Here is a 25,891-nt window from a genome sequence, read left to right on the forward strand (position 1 = left end):
GGGACGGTGGGGAGATATCGTTAGCCTGCTTCCTTTTATTATCGCGGCACGCGATGATGCGGTTCTCTAACCGCCGCACGCGAACGAGCCTTCATGCCCGAGCCACACAGCCCCGCTCAAAGCTCCATGGCGATCACCCTGCAGATCGTCTCCATCGTCATCTATACCTTCATCGCCTTCCTCTGCATCGGCTTGCCGATTGCCGTATTGCCCGGGTATGTGCACGAACAACTGGGCTTCAGTGCCGTGGTCGCCGGCTTGACCATTGGCTCGCAATACCTGGCCACCCTGCTCAGCCGCCCCATGGCCGGGCGCATGTCGGACACGGTCGGCACCAAACGCTCGATCATCTACGGACTGGTGGGGATTCTGCTCAGCGGGGTGCTGACGCTGCTGTCGGTACTGCTGGAACAACTGCCCCTGCTGAGCCTGACCATCCTCCTGTGCGGGCGCCTGCTGTTGGGCGTGGCCCAAGGTTTGATCGGGGTCGGGACCATCAGCTGGTGCATGGGCCAGGTCGGCGTGGAACACACCGCCCGCTCGATTTCCTGGAACGGCATCGCCTCCTACGGCGCCATTGCCATTGGCGCGCCGCTGGGGGTGGTGATGGTTCAGCAATACGGTTTCACCAGCCTCGGCTTCGCCCTGTCGATTCTGGCAGTGCTGGCCCTGCTGCTGATCCGCAACAAACCCTCGGTGCCGGTGATTCGCGGCGAGCGCCTGCCATTCTGGGCAGTCTTCGGACGCATTGCTCCCTTCGGGGCCAGCCTCAGCCTCGCCTCCATCGGCTACTGCACCCTGACGACCTTCATCACCCTGTTCTACCTGAGCCGCGGCTGGACCGGCGCCGCCTATTGCCTGACGGTGTTCGGGGTGTGCTTCATCTGCTCGCGGCTGCTGTTCATCTCCAGCATCAGCCGCTTTGGCGGCTTTCGCTCGGCCATTGTTTGCATGTGCGTCGAAACCCTGGGGCTGACCCTGCTATGGCTGGCGCCCTCCACTGCCTGGGCGCTGATCGGTGCCGGGCTCACCGGCTTCGGCTTGTCGCTGGTGTATCCGGCGCTGGGGGTGGAAGCCATCAAGCAAGTGCCCAACAGCAGCCGCGGTGCCGGCTTGAGTGCCTATGCGGTGTTTTTCGATCTGGCCCTGGCCATCGCCGGCCCCTTGATGGGAGCGGTGGCCTTGAACCTGGGGTACTCGTGGATCTTCTTCTGCGCCGCCCTGCTCTCGATCACGGGCCTGGGACTGACCTTGCTGCTCAAGCGCCGGGCCGGCGCCTGAATCACTGGTCGGCGGTCTGCATCCCTGCCCGGCTCGGCCGGCCCAGGGTATGGGCGAAGAACTTGCCGGCTTCGGCAATCAGGTTGCGATGGATATCCTCGCGGTCGACACCGTCGGCGTCGGTGCACAGGGCCGGCATGGCCGCCAACTGTTGGGCGGTGCACGGCGCCATGAACACGAAGTGCCCGGCACCGGCCAGCAGCTTGAAGTCCGGGGCCACGGGCAACTTGCGCGCCAGGGCCGCAGCATTCTTGTCCAGGGCCACGAGCTTGTCGCCATCGCCGCTGTAGAGCAGCACGGGCACATGCACCCCGGCCAGGGTCTGGCGACCGAACTTCAGGCTCAGGGGCGCCATCAGCATCAACGCATGCACCCGCGGGTCGGCCACCGGTTGCAGATCGTCGCGGTCGACAATCAGTTCGCCCTGGGTATTGCAGGCATCGCGATCATCGGGACGTTCCTGGCAGTAACGCCGCAGACGGTCCAGGTCAGGCGTGGCGCCGGACAGGATCAAGGCGGTCTCGCCACCGGCGGAATAGCCGATGACCCCGACCTGATCGGCATTGACGAAGGGCGACAGCATCGGGTCGCCGAGGGTGGCGGTTATGGCTTCGGAAATCTGAATCGGCCGTCCATAGAGGTTGCTCAAGGTGCCCAGGCGGCTGTGGTCCTTGGAGTTGTCACCGGGATGAATCACCGCCACCACGACAAAGCCCTTGCGCGCCAGGGACGTGGCCAGGTCGTGCAGGGCCAGGGGCGTGCCGGTATTACCGTGGGACAGCATCAGCATCGGGAAGCGGCCGATGGCGATCTTGGCATCCCGGGATGCGGCGATCTGATAACCCTCGACCTGACTGGGGTGCTCGATGCCGGTGGACGGGTAAAAGGCGATGGCGCGCATCGGCTGCTGGTCCAGGGGATCGAGAAAGCTCATCTCATGAAAGCCCACGCTCCAGTGCGGATGTGGCGCAGGGGCGGCCTGCACCGAAATCAGGCTGCTGAGCAGGCAGATCAGTAACATTGCACAAAGACGTTTCATCACACGCCCACCTTTGCCGCTGGATCGAGAAAGCCCATTGCCCCTGCCATCCCTTGCCGCCAAGGCCTTGAAGCGAGATTGGCCCGTCACTCCGGATGCACCGCCAGGGAGCAGGACTCCCCGCCGCGAAAAACTTGCATAACCTGGGCCAGAAACACTGAAAACCGCCAACAAAAAAACTCCGCATTCCGATCACTTCAAACAGTGATCAGAATACAGAGTCTAGTGGCGCTTGCCGTGCAGGAAAGCGTCTTTACACAAGTCTTACGCCGCGGCGAAGAGCTGCTCGCTGATCTGAGCCTGAGCGTCGCTCATGGCTTTGTTGCGCACATCTTCACCGTAGGCCAGGCCGTGGGCACGAACGAATTCGATATCGGTGATACCGAGGAAGCCGAACAGCACCTTGAGGTAGTCCTCATGAGCCGCCCCTGTGGCCTGGCCAACGTGCAGGCCGCCGGAGGTCGAGACCACTATGACCTTCTTGCCGCCGCACAGGCCTTGTGGACCGGCTTCGGTGTAGCGGAAGGTCTGGCCGGCCACGGCGATGCGGTCGATCCAGGCCTTGAGCTGGGTCGGGATGGTGAAGTTGTACATGGGCGCCGCGATCACCACCGCGTCGGCGGCCTGGAATTCGGCCAGGGCCTGGGCGCTGAGCTCGGCCTCGTGTTTTTGCGCGGCATCACGCAGTTCCGCGGCGGTGCCGGCGGCCACCAGGGTCGCAGCCGAGAAGTGGCTGATGGCATCGCCGGCCAGGTCACGATAGGTCACTGCCAGGTCAGGCTGGGCGGCTTTCCACGCCTGGACCACGCTGTGGCTCAGTTGGCGCGATGCCGAGTTGTCACCCAGGATGCTGGAATCGATATGCAAAAGTTTCATGTGGGATCTCCAAGTGAGGACCGCCACTGGGCGATCGGATGCTGGCAATCCTACAGATGAATTCAATAGCTGATTAGTCGGCATAAATGCGATAGTTCGTCCCATCAGCAGGACAATCGAGCCCTTCCCCATGCAAGACCTCAACGATCTCTATTACTTCGCCAAGGTGGTGGAAGCCGGTGGCTTCGCCGCCGCCGGACGCCAATTGGGCATTCCCAAGTCGCGCCTGTCGCGGCGCATCGCCGAACTGGAAGAGCGTCTCAAGGCCCGGCTGCTGCAGCGCACAACCCGGCAGCTCAAGCTCACAGCCGTGGGCGAACGCTACCTGCGCCATTGCCAAGCCATGTTGCTGGAAGCGGAAATGGCCGACGAGGCCGTGGCCAGCATGGCCAGCGAGCCCCGAGGACGCCTGCGGGTGTCGAGCCCGGTGGGCCTGGCCCATGAATTGCTGACGCCACTGGTGAGCAGTTTTCTGGAGAAATACCCTCAGGTGCAGCTGGAGATGCTGTTGCTCAACCGCCGTGTCGATCTGGTGACCGAAGGCATAGATGTGGCGTTGCGGGTGCGCGAGCAAGGCGACGAAGATCCTTTGTTGGTCACCCGACGCCTGCGCCCGGCACAGACAGCGGTGGTCGCCTCCCCGGCCTTCCTGCGGGACAACCCGGTGACCCACCCGCAAGACCTGAGGCGCCTGCCGATACTGGGCGCCCTTGAGGCCGACCGCTTGGTGCACCTGCGGTTGCTGGATCAACAGGGCAACGCCTGCGACCTGGCCCTGGAAGCGCGCCTGGGCATCGATGACTTCATCGTCCGTCGCGCCTGTGCCCTCGCCGGCCTGGGCTGCACCGTACTGCCAATGCTGTACTGCGAGGCGGAACTGGCCAGCGGTCAGCTGGTGCAACTACTGCCCCAGTGGTCACTGCCCGGCGGCTGGCTGCAAGCGGTGTATCCTCACCGCCGGGGTGTGCTGCCGGCCGTGCGGGCCTGGATCGAACACCTGAGTGAATCCTTTGAACGCTGTGGAGAACGTGCCCTGTGAAAGCCGCAACCCTTAATGAAGAGCAAGTGGCGCAATTCTGCCTGGGCCTGCCAGGCGCGCGGGAAGACTACAAATGGGGCGGCGTACGAGTGTTCTCGATTGCCGGCAACAAGATGTTTGCGCTGCAGAACCTGCGGGGCGACTCCCTGGCTTTCAAGGTCGACCGGGAACTGTTTCTTGGCCATGTCGACCGTCCGGGCATTGCCCCGGCGCCCTATCTGGCCCGGGCTCACTGGATCATCATGCACAGCCCCTACCCGCTGGGGGCCGAGGAACTCAAGGCCTTGCTGCAAACGTCCCATCAACTAGTGGTGAGCAAGCTGCCCAAGCGCACCCAGGTCGGCCTGCTGCTCTAGAACAGGCTCAGCAGGCGGTTTTCCAGGAACAGCCGATCAATCCAATAGACCTGATGCAGGGCGACGATCAGCCAGAACAGCGTCTGGTAGGACACCTTGCGGGTCTTGTGCCGCAACAGCTGCTGAGCCAGCAAGGCGCCGGGCCAGCCACCGGCCAGTTCCAGAGCGTGCAGGACCTTCTCCGGCGTGCGCTGCCCCTCGGCCCTGGCCCGACGCTTGTCGTGCCAGTACAGCAGGAAGGTCAGCAGGCTGACGGCGCCATAGGCGACCAGGGGGATGATCGAGATTCCTCGCCACCATAGAGACAACGAGCCGAACAACGGCAGTGCACACAGCAGGACAAAGACCAGCAACTTGAGCTTCAGGTTGTGGACACGCGCGCCGCTGCCGGCACGCGGTTCGCTACGGCCCGTCGTCACGGCTTGACCGCCGTCCAGTCAACCCAGCCGAACTGCCAGGTCGCCAGGATCAGCAGGCCGAAGGCGATGCGATACCAGGCAAACGCCGCATAACTGTGGCTGGCAATGAATTTCAGCAAGCCCTTGACCGCGATCATGGCGAAGATGAAGGCGGTGACGAAGCCGATGGCGAACACCGGGAAATCATCCGGCTGGAACAGGTGGCGGTACTTGTAGCCGGAGTAGACCGCGGCCCCCACCATGGTGGGCATGGCCAGGAAGAACGAAAACTCGGTGGCGGTCTTGCGCGACAAGCCGAACAGCAGCCCGCCAATGATGGTCGAGCCGGAACGCGAGGTGCCCGGGATCATCGCCAGGCACTGGGCACAGCCTACCTTGAGCGCGTCCTTCCAAGTGATTTCGTCCACCGTTTCGGCGTGTACCTGATGCTGCCGGCGCTCGGCCCACAACATGATGATGCCGCCGACCACCAGGGCCGTGGCCACGGTGATGGGGTTGAACAGGTAGGCGTGGATCAGGTCGGCGAAGATCACCCCCAGCACCACCGCCGGCAGGAAGGCGATCAACAAGTTGACGGTGAAGCGCTGGGCCTTGGGTTGTGTGGGCAAGCCCAGCACCACATCGAAGATCTTGCGGCGAAATTCCCAGACAACCGCGAGAATTGCCCCCAGCTGAATGATGATGTTGAAAGCCATCGCCCGCTCGCCCCCGAAGTCGAGCAAGTCGGCGACGATGATCTGGTGCCCGGTGCTGCTGATGGGTAAAAACTCGGTCAGGCCTTCGACAATCCCAAGTATCAATGCCTGCGCGGCGGTCCAAAGATCCATCAATCCCCCATAAGGCGATGCACCAGGCATGCCTCTTTTTTAAGTATTCAAAGCGTTCACTGCGACGAGCGTAGCCGAGATTTCGGCGCCCATAAGATCAACACAAACCCATGAAAATTCTGTGAAAACTTCAGAAAGGTTCAGGTTTTGCGCGAAGGCGCCGAAATCCTAACAGACAGGCGCAAAATGCGCCGCGATGTTATTGGACTTCCGTAGGGTTGGCGCTCGAAGGCAGGCGTGCTTGGATGCTCACGGCCTTTTATGACAAGAACAAGAATCTGGAGTGACCGGATGATGAATAGCTTACGCAAGATGTCCATCAGTCAGCGCTTGTGGCTGATCCTGATCGTGGCGGTGCTGACCCTGGTGACCCTGGGCGTGATGATGCTCAAGCAGATTCATGGTGACCTGTACCAGGCCAAGGCGCAGAAAACCCAACACGTGGTACAGACCGCCGCCGGTGTATTGAACTACTACCAGGGCCTGGAGGCCGCCGGCAGCCTGAGCCGCGAACAGGCGCAGAAGCAGGCGCTGCAGGTGATTCGCGGGCTGCGCTACAACCAGAACGACTACTTCTGGATCAACGATCTGACGCCGGTGATGATCATGCACCCGGCCAACCCCAAGCTCGACGGACAAAACCTGGCGGCAGTCAAGGACCCGGACGGCTTCGAGGTGTTCAACGAAATGGTGGCCCTGGCCAAAAGCAAGGGCGCCGGCATGGTGGACTACCGCTGGCCCAAGCCCGGGGCCGAGCAGCCGGTGCAGAAGACCTCCTATATCCAGCTGTTCCAGCCCTGGGGCTGGATCATCGGTTCCGGGGTCTACATCGATGACCTGCAACAGGAGTTCTATGCCCAGGTACTGCGGGCCTCTTCCATCGGCCTGGTGATTGCCCTGCTGATGGCCGGGCTGGTGGTACTGATAGTGCGCAGCATCGTCAGCCCACTGCGCGAAACCGTACACGCCATGGCCAATATCGCCAGCGGCGAAAGCGACCTGACCCGCAGCCTGGATACCCACGGCCAGGATGAAGTCACCGAGCTGGCCCGGCACTTCAACGGTTTCACCGCCAAATTGCGTGGCGTGGTCACGCAGTTACAGACCAGCGCCGCCGCTCTGGAACAATCCTCCAGCGAGTTGGGCAGCAATGCCACCGAGGCCCAGGAGCGTAGCCAGCAACAGTCCCAGCAGATGGAACAGGTGGCCGCGGCCATCAGTCAGGTCACCAGTGGCGTTCAGGATGTCGCGAAGAACGCCGAGCACGCCGCCGGTGAAGTGCGCGAGGCCGAAGCCCAGGCCCAGCAAGGCCAGGTCAATATCGACGGCAGCCTGCAACAGATCGAACAACTGTCGGGCACCATCGACCAGGCGGTAGAAGTGATCCGCACCCTGGCGGCAGAAAGCACCCAGATCGGCACCGTGCTGGAAGTGATCCGCTCCATTGCCGAACAGACCAACCTGCTGGCCCTGAACGCCGCCATCGAAGCGGCCCGGGCCGGGGAGCAAGGCCGGGGTTTTGCCGTGGTGGCCGACGAGGTGCGCCTGCTGGCCCAGCGCACCCAGCAATCGACCGCGGAAATCCAGGGCATGATCGAGCGCCTGCAGAATCACTCGGAAGCGGCGGTCAAGGTGATTGGCGACAGCAGCCGCGCGTCCCAGTTGACCATCGAGCAGGCGGGCCTGGCCGGGGCCAGCCTCAACGCCATCGGCCAGGCCCTGCGCACCCTCAACGGCCTGAACGCCTCGATTGCCAGCGCCACCCTGCAACAGGCCCATGTGGTGGAAGACATCAACCACAACGTCGGTCAGGCAGCTGGCCTGTCCCAGGGCACGGCTCTGGCGGCCCAACACTCCAGCGCCGCCAGCCGCCACCTCAAGGAGCTGTCGGAACAGCTCAACAACCTGCTGCGCCAGTTCCGCGTCTGAGTCACCTCAGGGTCATGGCCCCGGGCTAACGCCCAGGGCCCAGACTGGGTACAATCCGCCCCCTCCTCCACTTCCCCAAGGAACCGCCATGTCCGGGCTTGAACTGTTTGCCGCTGCGCTAGGCGTCATCGCCGTCTGGCTGACGGTCAAACAGAATCCCTGGTGCTGGCCCATCGGCCTGGTCATGGTGTTGCTCTACAGCTGGATCTTCTACGAGGTCAAACTCTATTCCGACATGCTGCTGCAGGTGGTCTACGCCGTGCTGCAGCTTTATGGCTGGTGGCAGTGGACCCGGGGCGGCGAGCAGCATCAGGGGCGCCCGGTCAGCCAGCTGCAGGCCGTTGGCTTGCTCCAGGGCCTGGCCCTCGGCGCGCTGGGCAGCCTGTTATTGGGGGCGGCCATGGCCCACTGGACCGATGCCGCGCAACCCTGGCTCGACGCCGCCCTGACCGCCTTCAGCCTGGTGGCCCAATGGTGGATGGCACAGAAGCGCGTGCAGTGCTGGCCGCTGTGGATCGCCGTGGATGTGATCTTCGTCGGTCTGTTCCTCTACAAGGAGCTGTACCTGACCGCGGCGCTCTATGCCCTGTTCACCCTGCTGGCAGTCCAGGGCTGGCGCACCTGGCGCGCCGACCCGGCGTTGCAGTCGTGAAGGTACTGGTACTGACCGGCCCCGAATCCAGTGGCAAAAGCTGGCTGGCGGCCGAGCTGCAAAAGCACTTCGGCGGCATCCAGGTGGGTGAGTACGTGCGCCACTTCATTGAGCAGGAGCGCCGCGATACCTGCCTGGCGGACATCCCCGAGATCGCCCGTGGCCAGTTGGCATGGGAGGACCAGGCCCGGGCCCGGCAACCCGCCCTACTGATTCTCGACACGCACCTGCTGAGCAACCTGCTGTGGAGCCGGATCCTGTTCGGCGATTGCCCGTCGTGGCTGGAGCCCCAGTTGCTGGCCCGGCATTACCACCTGCACCTGTTGCTGTCCCCGGAGGATGTGGCCTGGAGCGACGACGGCCAGCGCTGCCAGCCGCAACTGGCGCAACGCCAGGCCTTCTTCGAAGCCACACGGCAATGGCTGGACCTGCACGCGCAACCTTACCGAGTCATTCGCGGTGATTGGCAGGAGCGCCGGCAGCAGGCCTTCGCCCTGGTCCAGCAACTGCTGCTGGACTGATCCCGTAGCGGGCGCGTGCGCCCCCCAACGTGTCCATTCCTGAAACACCTCCCTGGCGATCAGGCCGCCATTTTCCGGGGCCCGGCCAACTGTCGGCGAAACTGTTGCGCTACTGATACACCCCCGCAGCAACCCCCGTTCCAGAGCATTGTCCCGGTTATGGCCAATGGCCGTCGGCGGCGTCTGTCTCAATCCTGAAACACCTGCTGCGCCCTTCCCCTCTGCATTTTCACAAGCCCTTGATTCTGCAAAAGAAATCAAAAGCGGCACGGCTTCTGCTCTCTCCCTCTCAACGCTGACTAGGGCCAGCACTGAGAAGAAGGAATACCGCCGTGGGCACTCTGAACCAAAGTTTCACCCGCCTACTGCTGATCGGCTGTGCCGTCAGCGCGGTGTCCAGCCTTCCGGTTCTGGCGGCGGGGAATGGCGAGATCATCATCCAGCGCACCGTACAGGCACAGCCCATTGGCCGTGCGCCTCTGCAAAAAGATCCCAATCCCATATCGGTCAATACCAACCCTTCGGCTTTGGTCAATCAAATGACCGGCAATGAAATGACCGATGGCGATTTCGCCGGGATCAGGACCGGCTCGCTGATCCGCGGCACCGTGCTGTCCGGCAACAACGGTGTACCGGGGATGAATGTCCTGAGCAACAGCAATAGCAATGGCCTGCCCGGCATGGCGGTCGGTCATGGTGGCGGCGCCGGGGCCAGCATTTCCGGCTCGATCAATCGGAGCATCAACGCCGGCATGGCTCCCTTGAACAATATCGGGGGCCAATAAGATGAATCGCTCAGTCCTGCTCCTTGCCTTGCTCGCCTGCTCCGGGGCCATGGCCGACTCTGCCAGTCAAGTCGCCGACACCTCCAGCATCCAGAACTCCGGCGCCGGCTACACCGGCAACTTCAACGTCAACCAGGCAGCCGGCGACCAGCAACAACAGACCAACGTGCGGGCCATTGCCATCGGCACCAACGCCACGGCCACCACCAGCATCACCCAACGCATCACCACGCCAGCCGACCGCTCGGTCAATGCCAGCAGCACCATCGGCGGCAACTCTTTCAGCAACGGCAGCGGCGCACTGGGCATGAACCAGTCGGCCGGGGCCAACAACCAGATGGCCAATGCCCTGCGGATCAGCATCAGTGCCAATCCGCAAAGCATTGACGACAGCGCCCTGTCCCAACAGAACGTGGCGCTGTTACCAAACTCGGGAGCAACTGGCACTCAACAAGGCAGCCGCCAGGTCGTTACCAGCGACCAGGCCTTCACCGGCAGCCGCGGAGTGATTCAGGTGAACCAGAGTGCCGGGGTGGGGAACCGCATGGCTAACACCCTGAGTATCCGGGTCGCAGATTGACCCCTCGTAGTGCAATTAGAAAGTACCAACACTTAACCAACTAATAAGCACCGGAGAAACACCATGAAACCTACAATGGCTCTCAAACCACTGGTTTTCGCACTGGCCGCAGTCATGGCAATGGCCGCCCAGGCAGGTGGAAATAACAACGGTCACAACGGCGGTCATGGCAATGGCCATGGCGATCATGATCAAGGTCCAGACCTCAGCACCCTGCTGCAAATCACCGCCGGGGCCGGTGCTGCAGTGATCGACGTGCAGAACAGCAACACCAACGTGGTGAAAAACCAAGGCACCAACAACAACGCCAAGATGGACAACTCCCTCAACAATTCCAACGGCAACATGGGTGCCAACGTCGCCGCCGGCGACGGCAACCAACAAGACAACGCCGCCGCCCTGGCAACCGCTGACGAAAGCTTCATCTTCGGCAGCGCCGTGGCTGCTTCCAGCGCCACCCAGGTCAACAACAATAACTATGTGAAAAACTCTTCGACACAGAACAACGCTGTGTTGAACAACTCCGGCAACAACGGTTCCGGCAACATCGGCATCAACGTTACCGCCGGCGACTTCAACCAACAGAAAAACAACCTGGCAATCGCCGTGTCCGGTGGCCGTGTAGCCACTGCCGCCGCTGCAGCCAACCAGCAGTCGACCAATCTGGTCGTGGATAACAAAGGTGTCCAAGCCTACAAAAAAGACACCCTCACTGGCGGCTTCGTAGCCCATGGCAGCTACAAAGGTACCGGCAGCGGCAAAATCGAAGGCGACGATCATGGCGGCGGCCATGGCCACGACAACAAAGGTGGTCATGACAACGACGATCAAAAATTCACCTTCAAGGAACAAGGCACCATCGAACTGGCTGGCTACTGGACCCAGCAAGTGCTGACCAAAGACGGCTGGAAAAACCCAGTGGTCAACAACGCCAGCATGACCAACTCGATGAACGGCTTCTCCGGCAACGGCGGCGCCAACGTCTCGGCCGGTGTGGGCAACCAACAAAGCAACTCGCTGTCCATCGCTGCTGGCTGCAAAGCCTGCATGTAATCGCGATCGTAACGAAAGCCCCGGAAACGGGGCTTTTCCACAGTCCGACTCAGGCGTAACGATCATGCGTACTGCGATCCTCTCTCTCTTGCTTTGCCTCTGTGCTCCCGTCCAGGCTGCGCAGATGGCCGTCGCCGGCCTGCCCGGTGGCAACCTGATCTTCAAACAGGTGCAGAGCGTGCGTGAGCGCAAGTTCAGCGACATCGTCGAACAGAAGACCGACTTCAGCTGCGGTGCCGCCGCACTGGCGACCATTCTGCGTCAAGCCTACTGGCTTGATGTCGATGAGGAGCACGTCATCAAGGGCATGCTGGTCAATTCGGATCAGGGCCTGGTTCGCACCCAGGGCTTTTCCATGCTCGATATGAAGCGCTACGTGGAAAGCATCGGCATGCGCGCCCGAGGCTACCGGATTCCGCCCGACAAGCTCGAAGCGGTGACCATTCCGGTGGTGGTACTGATGGAAATTCGCGGCTACAAGCACTTCGTGGTGATGCAGCGGGCCCAGAAAGACTGGGTCTACATCGGTGACCCGGTGTTGGGCCACAAGCGTTACTCCCACGAAGACTTCGTCAAAGGCTGGAATGGAATCGTGTTCGCCATCATCGGCCCCGGCTACGACAAGACTAACGCCTTGCTCGAACCACCTGCCCCGCTGACCGCGAAGAACAAGTTCGATGGTTTCTACCCGGTCAAAGACGCGGACCTGATGGACTTCGGTTTTATCCAGAGTGACTTCTTCTAGCAGTTCTAGAAGCCCGAACAATCATAAAGGGGCAGGACGCTCCGGGAGCAGCAAGCAGATGAAGACTTCATACTGGCTGGCAGCCGCCTGCCTGGCAGCAGCTCTTCCAGCCCATGCTGGTTTCAAGCCCGAACTCATCCAGGATCAGGAGTTATCGCAGTTACGGGGCCGTTACGTAATGCCGGGGCGGATTATCAGCTTCGGCATTGTCATGAGCAGTACCTGGCGCAACGCCAGCGGTGACCTGATCGGTGCGACCACCTCGCTGCAGATCCAGCAAGCCACCATCAAACCGGAATTCTACGTGTCCACCATCACCCAGACCGGTAACGGAACTACGCCGCCCCCAGGCACCGGCAACGTGATCGGCGGTGCAGGCCTGGCCAGTAGCCAGGGCGTGACCCAGAGCGTGAGGGCTGCCGGCGACGGCAACTCTGCCTACAACAACATCAGCATCAATGTCACAGAGGCCAACCAGGCACCCGCCTTGGCCGCCGGGGTCGGCCAGGCCTTGATGAGCGGCCAGACCATCACCGGCAGCAACGCCGCCGGCAGCGTGGCGGTATCGGCCCTCAATGGCGGTATCCAGATGGCGATACAGGCCAACGGCAATCAGGGCAATGCACTGCAGCAGGTGGCCCAGGGCAATCTGCTGCAAAACACCCAGTTGATGGGTAACAGCAACCTGGTCAACAACCTGACTCAACTCAATGTGGTACTCAGAAACAACGGTCCCAGCAACGGTGCTTTGGACTGCAACCTGACTACGCTCGACGCTCTACGCAAATTCTGATCTTGAACTACGCTGATTCTCGACCATTGGGGTTCACAAGGGACGGTTTATTTCATGTATCGATCGGTTTCACTGCGCGCAGTAATGTGTTTAAGCACTCTATTACCGGCGGCGCTGGTCCAAGCAGCGCCGGATGCCGATGTAGAGACCCTGAAACGCGAACTTCTGGAGCTCAAGCAACGTTACGAAGTACAGCAGAAGGCCTTGGCGGTACTTGAGCAACGGGTGCGTCAGGTAGAGGATCAGCCAGCAGCGCCACCGCCCAAGCGCCTGGCCAAGTCGCCGGCGGACCTCAAAGGCAATCAACAGGTTGCCGGCACAGGCGCCGGAGCGGCGTCCGGAGGAGCAGCCGGGGGCGCTTCCTATGGTCAGTCGCTCAAGGATGATTCGGCTCCGGCACAAAGCGTCAGCAACCTTTACGACGAAGCCAGTGGCTTCTTCGGCGGCGGCAAGTTCAGCGTCGAGACCGGCTTGACCTACGCCCGCTACGACGCCCGACAACTCACGGTCAACGGCTTCCTCGCGCTGGACTCGATCTTTCTCGGCAACATCAACCTGGACCGGATCAAATCCGATACCTGGACCCTGGACCTGACCGCGCGCTACAACCTCAACAACCGTTGGCAATTCGACATCAACGCACCCGTGCTGTATCGCGAGTCCACCTTCCAGTCCGGTGGTGGCGGCGGCTCCGGCACCCAGACCACCGAGGAATCGGTGACCCGTGACCCGACATTGGGGGACGTGAACTTCGGCGTGGCTTACAAGTTCCTCGACGAATCGGAGTTCTGGCCCGACGCCGTGGCCACCCTGCGAGTCAAGGCACCCACCGGCAAGGAACCGTTTGGCATCAAGCTGGTTCGATCCGCAGGCAACAACAACCTGTACGTGCCTGAAAGCCTGCCCACCGGTAACGGCGTCTGGTCGGTCACCCCCGGGATCTCCCTGGTCAAGACCTTCGATCCGGCCGTGCTGTTCGGGACCCTGGCCTACACCCACAACCTGGAAGAGTCGTTCGATGACATCAGCTCCACGGTTGGCAGCAAGACCCCCGGCAAGGTCCGCCTGGGTGACAGCTTCCAGATCGGTGCCGGTGTAGCCTTCGCCCTCAACGAGAAGATGAGCATGTCCTTCTCGGTGTCCGACCTGGTGCAGCGCAAGAGCAAACTCAAGCAGGACGGTGGCGATTGGCAATCGGTGGTCTCCAGTGACGCCAACGCCGGTTACTTCAACGTCGGCATGACCATCGCGGCCACCGAAAACCTGACCATTGTGCCCAACCTGTCCATCGGCATGACCGAGGACGCTCCGGCCTTCACTTTCAGCCTGAAGTTCCCCTACTACTTCTGATCCATCGGCAAAAACGCCAAGGCCCGCTGCGATTGCCCAATCGCAGCGGGCCTTGGCGTTTTCGCCGCCCTAGCGGATCTGGTGTTTGTGCAACAAACGGTAAAAAGTCGGACGCGAGATGCCCAGCACCCGGGCAGCCACGCTGAGGTTGTCGCTGTGCCGGTTGAGCACGTCGCACAGGGCCTGACGCTCGGCGCGGTGCTTGTAGTCTTCCAGGGTGCCCATGGGCAGATCCTGGGCTTGCAGGCCCTGCAATCCCAGGTCACTGGCCTGGATCTGTCGCCCCTCGGCCAGCACCAGGCCCCGGCGCACCCGGTTGGCCAGTTCGCGGACATTGCCCGGCCAGTCATGTTTGCCCATGGCCACCAGAGCGTCCTCACTGAAACTGCGAGGCCGGCGCCCGGTTTCCTGGCTGTAGAAGTGAGCAAAGTGGCTGGCCAGCATCCCCAGGTCGCCGTGACGCTCACGCAGCGGCGCCGTGATCACCTGCAGCACGTTCAACCGGTAATACAGATCCTCGCGAAAACGACCACTGGTGATGGCCGCCTCCAGGTCCACGTGGGTCGCAGCCAGCACCCGTACATCCACGGGTATCGGCTGGCTGCCGCCTACCCGCTCGATGTGCTTTTCCTGCAGGAAGCGCAGCAGATTGGCTTGCAGTTCCAGCGGCAAATCACCGATCTCATCGAGGAACAAGGTGCCGCCGTGGGCCGCCTCGATGCGCCCGACCTTGCGTTGGTGTGCCCCGGTAAAAGCGCCCTTTTCATGGCCGAAAAGCTCGGACTGGATCAGGTGTTCGGGAATCGCCCCGCAGTTGATCGCCACAAAGGGCTTGTCGTGACGCTGGGACTGGCGATGCAGAGTCCGCGCCACCAGCTCCTTGCCGGTGCCGCTCTCGCCACGGATCAGGACCGGTGACTCGGTGGGCGCCAGTTTGCTCAGCAGCTTGCGCAGGTCGCGGATCGGCCGGCTGTTCCCCAGCAACTCGTGCTCGGGCTGGTCCACATGGATCGAGCCCTGGCCCCTCAGGCGGGCCATGCCGAAGGCCCGGCCCAGAGTCACCTGAACCCGGGATACGTCGAACGGCAAGGTATGGAAGTCGAAAAACCATTCGCAGACAAAGTCACCGACCTTTTGCAGGCGCAGGACTTCCGGACTCAGCACCGCAATCCACTCGGTGCCGCTGTGGCTGATCAGGTCCTTGACCGCTTCCGGGCGCTCCAGGTGAAAGGGTTGCAGGCGCAGCAAGCCGACATCGCAGGAACGCTCACGGGCAGACTCCAGGTCACAGCTATCCACATCCCAGCCAATGGCGCGCAGACCGGGTAGAAGGCGATGGCAGTCGTCACAGGGATCGACCACCAGCAAGCGGCGCTGCACGGGAGCTTCGAGCATGACTGTACCTTGGCGCCAAGAGGATGGAAAAGTTATTAGAAACAGTGGTTTGGCTAACCTGGCTGTAACACTAGCAAGAACTTGACGCGTGAATGTACCAATTGCTTATAGCGCTTCTTCCCAAAGGAACTAAGGTGCCGCCAGAACTTCGCCCAGAGTGACTGATTGTCGCAGTTGTTTTTTAGAAACCCCGTAACTAATGGCCCTGTCACAGGGCTCAGACGCGAAAGTTGTAAAAACTTGTTTTTCCGTGTGACCCGATCACTACCTCAGTGCATCAGTACAAGTGACCAGCCGAACGGTAAGCCCAACCGACGGCACATCATCTGATTGGGCACATAGAGAGAAGACCCCATGAACGCCCCGCTCCGTAGAAACGAAGCACTTTTGATCGCCGACCGCGCATTCAAGCCTTTTCAATGCGTGGCCTGGGCCCCACAGGACGGGAACGGCGAGCTGAGCCTGACCGTCATCGACCGTACCAGTACCCGTATCGGTCAAACCCGGATTCCCAGCAGTGCCTACTCTGATCCAGCCCAGCTGGAAGACCTGCTCAAACAAGCCCGCGCTGAACTGAGCCAGGAAGGTTATATCTTGCAGTCTTGGGCCATGCCCAAGTAAGCGATGCTGTTAGCGGATCACCCGAACAGGTGATCCGCTATTTAAGCAAAACAACTAAGCACGCTATCTATTTCCCCTTCGCTACAACTTTTACCTTCAGGGTAGTGGTTGTTTTGGCTGTTGCAGAAGCGCCACCTCTTCGCTGTTTCCAGCTGTTGTGCCCTTTGCCTCTCCAATGACCTCTCAGGGCCGCCCCATCAGTGGGTCACTGATGCTGTGCGCCCCGGTTTCCAACCGTCCGGCCACCCGGCGCAACCAGCCTGCGTCACTGCGCAGCGTCAAGTCATACCAGCCACCGCTGGATTCACAGGCAAAGACCTGGCGCACCTCTGCTCCCCCAGGCACGGCCAGGGTCCAGGGCCCCTGTTGAGTGTAGGGACAGCGATCGACAGTGACCGATACCCCATGCGTCCCCGGATTGCTCAGCGTCAGTTGCAGCTGGTTATTGCTGGACGTCACCAACAGCTCCGGCTGCAACTGTTGCAGTTGACCGCTGAAACTGCGGTGGAAGCCATTGGGACCCAATACCCACAGCTGGTAGCGTTCCACCACCGGCCAGCTGTCCTGAAGCGCCTTGCCGGCCTCCACTGTGTAACGACGCGGAATATCGCTCAGGTGCAGGCCGTCATAGACATGGAACACTGCACCCTGCCCGCCGGTGTTCTGCAGGCTCAGTGACAGCGTCTTGGCCTTGGGGTCTACCTGGCTGTCGACATGCAGACGATAAGGCAATGCCCGTGAAGGTCGGGCCAGCCGCGGCTGGTGCGGTGGCAGCTGCTGGCTGGCCAATGGCACCGGCACCTGAAGCAGTTTTTCCTGGCGCTGGCGCAAACCATCGGCGGCCTGGCGGGTGGTGGTCTGCAGCGCCGGCAATGGCTCATGGTTGGGGTCGACGAAATTCAACGCCGACGTCAGGTCGCCACATACCGCACGCCGCCATGCACTGATATTCGGCTCCCGCACACCAAAGCGTTTCTCCAGAAATTGCAGCACCGAGGTGTGATCGAACACCTGGGAGTTGACCCAGCCTCCCCGGCTCCAGGGAGACAGCACCAGCATCGGCACCCGCGGTCCAGGGCCATACACGCCGCCATCGGGCAGTGGTTGCTGGGTCGAGCCGGGTGGCGCCGGATGCTTGAACAGTTCGCTGTCGAAACCCAGCGTGGACTTGCCGGCAAAGCTGCCATCCTGGCGCTGGGAAGGTGCCGACGGCGACGGCACATGGTCGAAGAAGCCATCGTTTTCATCGTAGGTGAGCAACAGCACAGTCTTGCTCCAGACCTCGGGATTGCTGGTCAGCGCCAGGAGGATCTCCTGGGTGAACCAGCCGCCCTGGACCGGACTCGATGGGCCGGGATGCTCGGAATAGGCGGCCGGCGCAACAATCCAGCTGACCTGGGGCAACTTGCCGGCCTGCACGTCATTGCGAAATCCACCAATGATGGTCTCCAGATTGCTGCCGCTGCTGGCCGGCAAGGTATTGCCATTGCCCTTGTACAGCGGAGCCACGGCGTTCAAGGCATCGCTGTAGGGCACAAAGGCATTGAAGTCCTTGGGCGGCTGGGCCGGATTGCCCACCTGCACGCTGGCGGCACGGTACTGACGGAAGCCGGCCAGGGGGTTGTCGCCAAAATTGTCCGGCAGGTGCTGGTAGACCTTCCAGCTGACGCCCTGCTCTTCCAGGCGTTCAGGATAGGTCTTCCAGCTGTAGCCGACGTTTACCGCGCCCGGACCATCCCATTCGTTGACCACCGCGGCGACCTTTGCCGCTGTCGGGCCGTTGCAACCGGTCCAGAGAAACAGCCGATTGGGGTTGGTGCCAGCGTGCACCGAACAGTGATAGGCGTCGCACAGGGTGAAGGTGTTGGCCAGGGCGAACTGGAACGGCAATTCCTGCTCACGGTAATAACCCATGGACGTGGTGGTCTTGTGGGTCGGCCAGGCATTCATGCGGCCGTTGCCCCAGGCCGCATGTGCATCTGCCCACGAATGGGGCGTGCCACTGACGCGCTGGGCGTTGCCTTTGGTGCTGTCCAGGTGATACGGCATCACCAACCGGCCCTTGCCCTGTTGTTCCCAAACCTCGCGCTGACCGGGCAGCGGAATGGTAAAGCGGTCACTGAAACCCCGCACCCCGGGAAAAGTACCGAAGTAATGATCGAAAGAGCGATTTTCCTGCATCAGGATCACTACGTGTTCGACGTCCTTGATCGTCCCCGTACGGTTATTCGCCGGTATTGCCAGGGCTTGGCGAATAGCCACTGGCAAGGATGAAAAGAATGAACCGATAGCGGCCGCTTGCAATAGCTTCCTGCGTGAAAGACTGGGCATGGGTGATTGAATCCTTATGGTTGCAGCGCGATATATGACGCTGCAATAAAAGTATTCACCTCAAGTAACAATGCAGTGACATTGTCATTGCACTTGCATCAAGTCGATATTGCTCAGGCCTGCTGCCTCACAAACATTCCACGTTCTCAAGGTTGCAGAAGAATATTTCATGAATAAAACACCCGAGCTTGCAAAGCCGTCTTGGACAACCAGACCCAGGAACAATATCGACCCGTGGCCTTATTGAAGATTGTCCGCCACTTCATTGCGTTGAACCCGCAACGGATTGAATACCAGCCGGATAAACTGCGGGTCCCGTGCGAGTTTGTAGTCCGGACCGACAAAGTACTCCTTGGCCTCCGGATCATTCTGGCCAAGATATAGAATCCAGGCCGTTGTAATACCGGCGAACTCGTTTTCCCGGACACTTCGCACCGGACTGAAATGGGTGGCGTTATGGGCCGTGGCACTCCATCCCGGCACTGCCTTGATCAACCCACCCTGCCAGAGCCGCGGCCAGGCCCAGGCCGGCACCACCACATCCGCGGCCCCGGTGAGCACCAGGGTCGGAGTCTTGACGGTAGAGCCAAGGCCTATGGGCCCGGGCTCGATGGGCAGCGAGCCGATGTAGCGCAGCTGTGGATCGATGTCCTTCAAGGTGCCAGGCAGCAGACTCGACGACAGGATCGACGCCCCGCCGCCGGCGGAATGCCCCGCTACTATGGTGCGGGACAGGTCGACCTTACCGAACAACGGTGAGGTTGGGTCCTGGTTGAGCTTGCTCAACTCAAGAGCGCCGAGTACATGCATGCTGGGCGCGGTATTGATGAAGTCGGAGGAGATGATCACGATAAAGCCGTAACTCGCCCACAGCCTCAGCAGATCGGTGTATTGCCCCTGATTGGAAAGGATGCCGCCAACAAAGTTGACCACCGGCAACTTGTCCAGATTCTTTATATTGCTCGGGTAATAAACGCTGGTGGAAATCGGACTGGAAAAACCATATGGAAAGGACGAGTTACATTGAACGCTGTTGTCCAACAGCATGATCTTCGCCAACACCCCCAACAAACCACGACAATCACTCAGGACCGCATTGGTAGTTACTTTGTAGGGCCCCGGCGACTTGGCATATTGATCATTGGCCAGCCCCAGCGCCGGAACAAGTTGCGAGGCACCAGCCAGACTCCCGCTAGTAATGAACAGACCGGCCAAACACAGTTGCACTGCCACCTTGCGTATCGATCTCATTGATAAGTCCTTTATCTACCTGCGTTCCCTGCATGACCGAATACTCCCTCACGGCCGTGCCCCTCTTACTGCCAATCACCTGAACTTCATCCAACTGCAACAACGCTTAAACATTTCAAACTTAGTTGCCCAGCAGCCCCTGGCGACCCTAAAACAGGTCAATTTCCAAGGTCAATCCTTATTTAAACTAGAGCAATCCGCCGAAGCGCCGATAGAAACTCTCGCCTACATCCGGTAGTGGACCATCGGCGCTCTCCAGAGCCGTGGCCAGCCACTCCTCGGCCTTGGCCTGGATCAAGCGATAGATGTTGCGACACAGCTGGCGTGCTGCCCGGCCCTCCCAATCGCCGGGAAGCAGTTCATCCGGCAGTTGCGGGTCGCGCAGCAACAGCTTGCGGTACTCATGAATCAGCAGCAGGCGAGCCAGGAAACAGTCGGACGGCTGCAGTTGCTCCTGTTCCCGCAGGGCCTGCCAGAGGGGGCGAAACAGTTGGATGAATTCACTGTAATGGGCCGCCAGCTCATCAATGTTCCAGCTCTCGCGCACTTGCTGGCGCAGGGCTCTGGAACCGAGCGCATCCTCGGGCGTGGTGGCAAAGACGATGGTGTCGTCCTGGGCGCCAAGCTCCAGCAAGGTGGCATTGATATCGGCGCGATCGCTGCGCGGGCATGCCAGCATCAGCGGCGACATCGCGGCAAACCCTTGCCACTCCAACTCTTCACGCACTTGCTTGCGCAACTCCGGCTGCAGTTGCCCGAGCATCACCAGGCACCAGGAACCGTCCCAGGCCGGCACACCGGCGCTGTAGACCCGCTTGAAGGCCTTGTCGAAACGACGGCGACCGGCCAGGGTCAGGCTGTAGTAACTGCGGCGACCGACCTTTTCGGCAGTCAGCCAGCCCTCCTTGCTCAGGCGGAAAATCGAGGTACGGATCAGCCGCTCGTTGATCCCCATGGGCTCCAGCAGTTGAATCAGGCTGCCCAACCAGACGGTGCCGCCATGGGGCTCGATGGCATCGCCGTACAGGGTGATGATCAGCGAACTGGCGCGGATCGGGGTCTGCTCCTGAAAGCGTTTGATCAGGTGATTCAGTGGCGCTAGGGACGACATGGACGTACCGGAAAAAAAGGAAGGAATATAGCCGGTTTAAGGCCGTTGCAGCGGCCCGGCGTATTCATGGGGGTTCATTGGCCTGCCTTGGGACGAAAGCCGCCGTCAGCGATTCGCGGCCGATCGACCTCGACCCGAGACAGCGGCTCACAGGCTTGCATCCGCTCCAGGCAGCGACGGGTCAAATGCTGGTACTCCCGGGTGCCGGCCAGTTTCCAGGCCACTTCCTTGTCGCTCAACTGACGCGTGACCCGCGCCGGCGCGCCCATGACCAGCGATTGCGGTGCGCATTCGAAGCCGGCCTTGACCAACGCTGCCGCCGAGACGAAGGAGCGTGGCGCAATAAAGGCGTTGTCCATCACCACCGCATTCATGCCCACCAGCGCATCGGCGCCAATCCGGCAGCCGTGCAACACAGCGCCATGACCGATATGACCATTGCGCTCCACCACCGTGTCGCTATCGGGGAAGCCGTGCATGACGCAGGTGTCCTGCAGATTGGCCCCCTCTTCGAGGACAATCCGGCCGAAATCCCCCCGCAGGCTGGCCAGGGGGCCGACATAGCAGTGGGGGCCGACTATCACATCGCCGATCAGCACCGCCGAAGGGTGTACATAGGCACTGGGATCGACCACCGGAGTCAATCCGTCAAGGCTGTAGCACGTCATGCTGTTTCTCTCTCTGATCAACAGGAGCTGCTGTTGTTGGAGCGACCGGGGAGGCGGTCCACTTACCCGCGAATACACCGCCGAGAATGCACGACACCAGTCCCCCCAGGATACCGATACAACGCGGACGGCATTTTGTATCAGATTATTCTCGGCACACAACAGCCCTTGAAAAACACTGGCCTGCTCCGCCACTAACCCCACAACCGGCAAACCATAAAGGATGCAGCCTGAATCAAGGGCGCCAGGCAGCATCCCGTCGACCTTCCGTCCCGAACAGGTCGCAGTCGAGAGCGAATAATAGGACACATTAATAATCTTTTAATCTTGATTTTATGTATCGCATTGGCGATATACTCGGCGAAAACCGGCTCCCGGGCCGACCCAACAATCGAGCCGGCAAACGGCCGCATCACGCCGAGGACATCCACCATGCCTCAATACCTTGCCGTCAAAACCCTGAACAGAGTGTCCCGACCATGAACTTCGCCACCATCCTGTTCTCCATCAGCGAGGGCGTCGCCCTCCTCAGCCTCAACCGCCCCGAACAGCTCAACAGTTTCAACCCGCAGATGCATGGCGAGGTGCAAGCGGCCCTCAAACACGTGCGCAACAACCCCGAGGTGCGGGTCCTGCTCCTGACCGGCGAAGGCCGCGGCTTCTGCGCGGGGCAGGACCTGGGCGAGCGCAACGTCGCACCCGGCGACGCAGCGCCGGACCTGGGTGCATCCATCGAACAGTTCTACAACCCGCTGGTGCGCGAGCTGCGCGACCTGCCGTTACCGGTGATCTGTGCAGTCAATGGTGTGGCCGCCGGCGCCGGCGCCAACCTGCCCCTGGCCTGCGATCTGGTGCTGGCGGCGCGCTCCGCGAGCTTTATCCAGGCCTTCTGCAAACTCGGACTGATTCCCGATTCCGGCGGCACCTGGCTGCTGCCACGCCTGGTGGGCATGGCCCGGGCCAAGGCCCTGGCCCTGCTCGGCAACCGCCTGAGCGCCGAACAGGCCGAGCAATGGGGGTTGATCTACCAGTGCGTGGACGACGCCTTGCTGCGCGATGAAGCCCTGAGCCTGGCCCGGCACCTGGCGACCCAACCTACCTATGGCCTGGCGCTGATCAAGCGCAGCCTGAATGCCAGCCTGCACAACAGCTTCGATCAGCAACTGGAGCTGGAGCGCGATCTGCAACGCCTGGCAGGGCGCAGCGACGACTACCGAGAAGGCGTCAGTGCCTTCATGGAGAAACGCGCTCCCGTGTTCAAGGGACGCTGAAATGGCCCCGCTGCCCGATATCGCAGAGACTGCCGCAGTCGTTGCCGGGGCACGAGCGTCCATCACCCTGATCATTCAGAGGCGCTAACCCGCGCCTGCAGGACTCTCCCGGGAGCCAGCCGTGGCGCTCCCGGGTCATGCACTCAGAACCCGCAGCGGCGGGTTGAAAGACAACAACAATACGAGTGACACCATGAACATGCCGATAGCCCGAACCGTGCCCGAAGTGCCGCTGGACCCGATGGAAACCGCCAGCATCGACCACCTGCGCCAGCATCAGCTGGAGCGCCTGCGCTGGAGCCTGAACCACGCCTACGCCAAGGTGCCCCTGTATCGCCAGCGCTTCGACGCCCTGGGCGTGCATCCCCAGGACATCCAGCGCCTGGAGGACCTTGCCCAACTGCCCTTCACCACCAAGTCCGACCTGCGGGACAACTACCCCTACGGCATGTTCGCGGTGCCCATGCAGGAGGTGGTGCGCCTGCATGCCTCCAGCGGCACCACCGGCAAGCCCACCGTGGTGGGCTATACCCGCAACGACATCGACACCTGGGCCCAGGTGGTGGCCCGGTCGATCCGCGCCGGCGGCGGCCGGCCCGGAGACAAGGTGCATGTCTCCTATGGCTACGGCCTGTTCACCGGCGGCCTGGGGGCACACTACGGTGCCGAACGCCTGGGATGCACCGTGATTCCCATGTCCGGCGGCCAGACCGAGAAACAGGTGCAACTGATCAAGGATTTCCAGCCGGACATCATCATGGTCACGCCGTCCTACATGCTCAACATCGCCGACGAGATCGAACGCCAGGGCCTTGATCCCCACAAGCTGGCCCTGCGCCTGGGAATCTTCGGCGCCGAACCCTGGACCGACGAACTGCGCGACGCCATCGAGCAGCGCCTGGGCATCAAAGCCCTGGATATCTACGGGCTGTCGGAGATCATCGGCCCGGGAGTGGCCATGGAATGCGCCGAGACCCGCGACGGACCGACCCTCTGGGAGGATCATTTCTATCCCGAGATCATCGACCCATTGACTGGTCAGGTACTGCCCGATGGTGAACTGGGCGAGCTGGTGCTCACCTCCCTGACCAAGGAGGCACTGCCGATGATCCGCTACCGTACCCGCGACCTGACCCGCCTGCTGCCGGGCACGGCGCGGCCCATGCGGCGCATCGACAAGATCACCGGACGCAGCGACGACATGCTGATCATTCGCGGGGTCAATGTGTTTCCGACTCAGGTAGAGGAGCAAGTGCTCAAAGCCGTACACCTGGCCCCCTGTTACGAGATCCATCTGTATCGACACGGCAACCTCGACAGCGTCGACATCCACGTCGAGCTCAAGAGCGAGTACCAGCAGCTGGGGGATGAGCAGCAAAGGGCCATCTGCAGCGAACTGAGTCGCCACATAAAAACCCACATAGGTATCAGCTCACGTATCGTTTTGCAGCCCCCTTTCAGCATCAAGCGCTCGGAAGGCAAGGCCTGCCGGGTGGTCGACAGCCGTAAATAGCTTTAGCGCAAGCATTGGAGCCCCGTGATGACGGGGCTTTTTTTCGTCTGTCATTCGGGTATGGAGGCAAAGCGATACAGAAACAAAACATGACACGTTATTTTGTGTTTGATATTTATTTATGTATCACATATAAACATTCACAGCCTCACCCACACCTGCAACCCGGGAGACACTGCATGTACGCACAGCTGGTAGAGACGGGGGTCAAGCGCATCAAGCCGCTGGCAGAAATGTCCGAGCAGGAGCGCACCTTCCAGGAAAAGATCGACGGGGAAATCAAGATCGAGGCCAAGAACTGGATGCCCGATGCCTACCGCCAGACCCTGATCCGGCAGATTTCCCAGCATGCCCACTCGGAAATCGTCGGCATGCTGCCCGAAGGCAACTGGGTCACCCGCGCGCCGACCCTCAAGCGCAAGCTGCAACTGATGGCCAAGATCCAGGACGAAGCCGGCCACGGCCTGTACCTGTACAGCGCCATGGAAACCCTCGGCGCCGATCGCGACGAAGAAGTCGCCAAACTCCACAGCGGCCGGGCCAAGTATTCCAGCATCTTCAACTACCCAACCCTGAACTGGGCCGACATGGGCGCCGTGGGCTGGCTGGTGGACGGCGCCGCCATCGTCAATCAGGTGGTGCTGCAGCGCACCTCCTACGGCCCCTACTCCCGGGCCATGGTGCGCATCTGCAAGGAAGAGAGCTTCCACCAGCGCCAGGGCTACGAAATCCTCCTGACCATGATGCGCGAGGGCAACCAGGCACAACGGGAGATGGTCCAGGACGCCATCAACCGCCTCTGGTGGCCGGCCCTGATGATGTTCGGCCCCAGCGACGAACACTCCCCCAACAGTGCCCAGTCCATGGCCTGGAAAATCAAGCGCCAGAGCAATGACGAACTGCGCCAGCGCTTCATCGACCAGACCATCCCGCAGCTGGAGCTGCTGGGCTGCACCTGCCCCGACCCGGAGCTGAAATGGAACGCCGAGCGCGGCCATTACGACTTCGGCGAAATTCAGTGGCAAGAGTTCTACGAGGTGCTCAAGGGCAATGGCCCGTGCAATCAGGAACGCCTGGAGACTCGCCGCAACGCCATCGACGACGGCGCCTGGGTACGGGCCGCCGCCGTGGCCCATGCACAGAAGAAAGCCAACAAGAACGCCGCCTGAGCGCGCGCCCAGCCTGATCCGGAGTCAATGCAATGTCTGAATGGACCCTCTACGAAGTCTTCGTGCGCAGCAAGCACGGCCTCAATCACAAGCATGTCGGCAGCGTGCATGCCGCCGACGACGCCATGGCCATGAACAACGCCCGGGACCTGTACACCCGGCGCAGCGAAGGCGTAAGCCTGTGGGTGGTGCCCTCGGCGCAGATAGTCGCCTCCTCCCCCGATGACAAGGACCCGCTGTTCGACCCTGCGGACGACAAGGTCTACCGCCACGCCAGCTTTTATCAGCTGCCCCCCGAAGTCGGACACATGTGAGG

26 protein-coding genes are annotated in these 25,891 nt (G+C 61.3%); 17 read left to right on the forward strand and 9 right to left on the reverse strand.

Annotated features, from left to right (window positions below; translation table 11 throughout):
- Window positions 1-93: 93 nt before the first annotated feature.
- Window positions 94-1,281, forward strand: a complete 1,188-nt coding sequence (locus ACSSVC_RS19815; RefSeq protein ID WP_492611229.1) for an MFS transporter — start codon at window positions 94-96, stop codon at window positions 1,279-1,281.
- A gap of 1 nt (window position 1,282) precedes the next feature.
- On the opposite strand, the gene ACSSVC_RS19820 is transcribed toward ACSSVC_RS19815, so the two are convergent.
- Together ACSSVC_RS19820 and ACSSVC_RS19825 are read right to left on the reverse strand one after the other, a co-directional pair.
- Window positions 1,283-2,320 carry an alpha/beta hydrolase family protein gene (locus ACSSVC_RS19820; RefSeq protein ID WP_346634385.1) on the reverse strand — a complete coding sequence of 346 codons (1,038 nt, stop codon included), beginning with the start codon at window positions 2,318-2,320 and terminating at the stop codon, window positions 1,283-1,285.
- 264 nt (window positions 2,321-2,584) lie between these two features.
- On the reverse strand, window positions 2,585-3,196 hold the full coding sequence (locus ACSSVC_RS19825; protein WP_346634384.1) for an FMN-dependent NADH-azoreductase: 612 nt from the start codon (window positions 3,194-3,196) through the stop codon (window positions 2,585-2,587).
- Window positions 3,197-3,326: 130 nt separating this feature from the next.
- Here ACSSVC_RS19825 and ACSSVC_RS19830 point away from each other — a divergent pair, with 130 nt between their 5' ends.
- Window positions 3,327-4,235: a LysR substrate-binding domain-containing protein gene (locus tag ACSSVC_RS19830; RefSeq protein ID WP_346634383.1), complete on the forward strand. Its 909-nt coding sequence runs from the start codon at window positions 3,327-3,329 to the stop codon at window positions 4,233-4,235.
- Window positions 4,232-4,591, forward strand: a complete 360-nt coding sequence (locus tag ACSSVC_RS19835; RefSeq protein ID WP_346634382.1) for an MmcQ/YjbR family DNA-binding protein — start codon at window positions 4,232-4,234, stop codon at window positions 4,589-4,591. The genes ACSSVC_RS19830 and ACSSVC_RS19835 overlap by 4 nt, the downstream gene beginning before the upstream one ends.
- Here ACSSVC_RS19835 and ACSSVC_RS19840 read toward each other — a convergent pair.
- Window positions 4,588-5,010 (reverse strand): DUF1294 domain-containing protein, encoded by a 423-nt coding sequence (locus tag ACSSVC_RS19840; RefSeq protein WP_492611230.1) that lies wholly within the window; start codon window positions 5,008-5,010, stop codon window positions 4,588-4,590. The two genes, ACSSVC_RS19835 and ACSSVC_RS19840, sit on opposite strands and share 4 nt — an antisense overlap.
- Window positions 5,007-5,837, reverse strand: coding sequence for an undecaprenyl-diphosphate phosphatase (locus tag ACSSVC_RS19845; protein WP_346634380.1), 831 nt, complete (start codon window positions 5,835-5,837; stop codon window positions 5,007-5,009). Before ACSSVC_RS19845 ends, ACSSVC_RS19840 begins: the two co-directional genes overlap by 4 nt.
- A 294-nt stretch (window positions 5,838-6,131) precedes the next feature.
- Here ACSSVC_RS19845 and ACSSVC_RS19850 point away from each other — a divergent pair, with 294 nt between their 5' ends.
- The 9 genes from ACSSVC_RS19850 to fapF all read left to right on the forward strand — a co-directional run bounded on the left by ACSSVC_RS19850 (window position 6,132) and on the right by fapF (window position 14,245).
- Window positions 6,132-7,766, forward strand: coding sequence for a methyl-accepting chemotaxis protein (locus tag ACSSVC_RS19850; RefSeq protein ID WP_346634428.1), 1,635 nt, complete (start codon window positions 6,132-6,134; stop codon window positions 7,764-7,766).
- An 88-nt stretch (window positions 7,767-7,854) separates the two neighbouring features.
- Window positions 7,855-8,418, forward strand: coding sequence for a nicotinamide riboside transporter PnuC (gene pnuC, locus ACSSVC_RS19855; protein WP_346634379.1), 564 nt, complete (start codon window positions 7,855-7,857; stop codon window positions 8,416-8,418).
- Entirely contained in the window at window positions 8,415-8,939 is a 525-nt protein-coding gene (locus ACSSVC_RS19860) for an AAA family ATPase (RefSeq protein ID WP_492611231.1), read from the forward strand. Before pnuC ends, ACSSVC_RS19860 begins: the two co-directional genes overlap by 4 nt.
- 332 nt (window positions 8,940-9,271) lie before the next feature.
- Entirely contained in the window at window positions 9,272-9,724 is a 453-nt protein-coding gene (gene fapA, locus ACSSVC_RS19865) for a functional amyloid chaperone FapA (protein ID WP_346634377.1), read from the forward strand.
- Between the two features lies 1 nt (window position 9,725).
- Window positions 9,726-10,304: a fibril amyloid subunit FapB gene (gene fapB / locus ACSSVC_RS19870; RefSeq protein ID WP_492611232.1), complete on the forward strand. Its 579-nt coding sequence runs from the start codon at window positions 9,726-9,728 to the stop codon at window positions 10,302-10,304.
- 63 nt (window positions 10,305-10,367) lie between these two features.
- A complete protein-coding gene (gene fapC / locus ACSSVC_RS19875; RefSeq protein ID WP_346634375.1) occupies window positions 10,368-11,357 on the forward strand; it encodes an amyloid-like fimbrin subunit FapC in 990 nt (329 codons plus the stop codon).
- Between the two features lie 64 nt (window positions 11,358-11,421).
- Complete coding sequence (gene fapD / locus ACSSVC_RS19880) at window positions 11,422-12,102, forward strand: fibril amyloid maturation endopeptidase FapD (RefSeq protein WP_346634374.1); 681 nt, start codon at window positions 11,422-11,424, stop codon at window positions 12,100-12,102.
- Window positions 12,103-12,160: 58 nt separating this feature from the next.
- Window positions 12,161-12,895 carry a fibril amyloid subunit FapE gene (gene fapE / locus ACSSVC_RS19885; protein WP_346634373.1) on the forward strand — a complete coding sequence of 245 codons (735 nt, stop codon included), beginning with the start codon at window positions 12,161-12,163 and terminating at the stop codon, window positions 12,893-12,895.
- Window positions 12,896-12,949: 54 nt separating this feature from the next.
- Window positions 12,950-14,245, forward strand: a complete 1,296-nt coding sequence (gene fapF, locus ACSSVC_RS19890) for a fibril amyloid transporter FapF (protein ID WP_346634372.1) — start codon at window positions 12,950-12,952, stop codon at window positions 14,243-14,245.
- Window positions 14,246-14,314: 69 nt separating this feature from the next.
- Here the strand turns inward: fapF and ACSSVC_RS19895 are convergent, their stop codons facing one another.
- Window positions 14,315-15,640 (reverse strand): sigma-54 dependent transcriptional regulator, encoded by a 1,326-nt coding sequence (locus tag ACSSVC_RS19895; RefSeq protein WP_346634371.1) that lies wholly within the window; start codon window positions 15,638-15,640, stop codon window positions 14,315-14,317.
- A gap of 354 nt (window positions 15,641-15,994) precedes the next feature.
- Between ACSSVC_RS19895 and ACSSVC_RS19900 the strand changes: the two genes are divergently transcribed.
- Window positions 15,995-16,261, forward strand: coding sequence for a hypothetical protein (locus ACSSVC_RS19900; protein ID WP_346634370.1), 267 nt, complete (start codon window positions 15,995-15,997; stop codon window positions 16,259-16,261).
- 183 nt (window positions 16,262-16,444) lie between these two features.
- Here the strand turns inward: ACSSVC_RS19900 and ACSSVC_RS19905 are convergent, their stop codons facing one another.
- The 4 genes from ACSSVC_RS19905 to paaY all read right to left on the reverse strand — a co-directional run bounded on the left by ACSSVC_RS19905 (window position 16,445) and on the right by paaY (window position 21,622).
- Window positions 16,445-18,592 (reverse strand): phosphocholine-specific phospholipase C, encoded by a 2,148-nt coding sequence (locus tag ACSSVC_RS19905; RefSeq protein ID WP_346634369.1) that lies wholly within the window; start codon window positions 18,590-18,592, stop codon window positions 16,445-16,447.
- Window positions 18,593-18,832: 240 nt separating this feature from the next.
- Window positions 18,833-19,843, reverse strand: coding sequence for a poly(ethylene terephthalate) hydrolase family protein (locus ACSSVC_RS19910; RefSeq protein WP_346634368.1), 1,011 nt, complete (start codon window positions 19,841-19,843; stop codon window positions 18,833-18,835).
- 187 nt (window positions 19,844-20,030) lie between these two features.
- The gene (gene paaX / locus ACSSVC_RS19915; protein ID WP_346634367.1) at window positions 20,031-20,954 is read right to left on the reverse strand and encodes a phenylacetic acid degradation operon negative regulatory protein PaaX; all 924 of its coding nucleotides are present in this window, start codon (window positions 20,952-20,954) and stop codon (window positions 20,031-20,033) included.
- 74 nt (window positions 20,955-21,028) lie between these two features.
- On the reverse strand, window positions 21,029-21,622 hold the full coding sequence (paaY, locus tag ACSSVC_RS19920; RefSeq protein ID WP_492611233.1) for a phenylacetic acid degradation protein PaaY: 594 nt from the start codon (window positions 21,620-21,622) through the stop codon (window positions 21,029-21,031).
- 479 nt (window positions 21,623-22,101) lie between these two features.
- Here paaY and paaG point away from each other — a divergent pair, with 479 nt between their 5' ends.
- From paaG to paaB, 4 genes are all read left to right on the forward strand, one after another.
- Complete coding sequence (gene paaG, locus ACSSVC_RS19925; RefSeq protein ID WP_346634365.1) at window positions 22,102-22,893, forward strand: 2-(1,2-epoxy-1,2-dihydrophenyl)acetyl-CoA isomerase PaaG; 792 nt, start codon at window positions 22,102-22,104, stop codon at window positions 22,891-22,893.
- Between the two features lie 193 nt (window positions 22,894-23,086).
- A complete protein-coding gene (paaK, locus tag ACSSVC_RS19930) occupies window positions 23,087-24,406 on the forward strand; it encodes a phenylacetate--CoA ligase PaaK (protein WP_446440513.1) in 1,320 nt (439 codons plus the stop codon).
- A 179-nt stretch (window positions 24,407-24,585) separates the two neighbouring features.
- Window positions 24,586-25,575, forward strand: coding sequence for a 1,2-phenylacetyl-CoA epoxidase subunit PaaA (gene paaA / locus ACSSVC_RS19935; RefSeq protein WP_123725264.1), 990 nt, complete (start codon window positions 24,586-24,588; stop codon window positions 25,573-25,575).
- A gap of 32 nt (window positions 25,576-25,607) precedes the next feature.
- Window positions 25,608-25,889, forward strand: coding sequence for a 1,2-phenylacetyl-CoA epoxidase subunit PaaB (gene paaB / locus ACSSVC_RS19940; protein ID WP_110597045.1), 282 nt, complete (start codon window positions 25,608-25,610; stop codon window positions 25,887-25,889).
- Window positions 25,890-25,891 lie beyond the last annotated feature (2 nt).

Source organism: Pseudomonas sp. E1BtOHC1 (genome assembly GCF_058744285.1).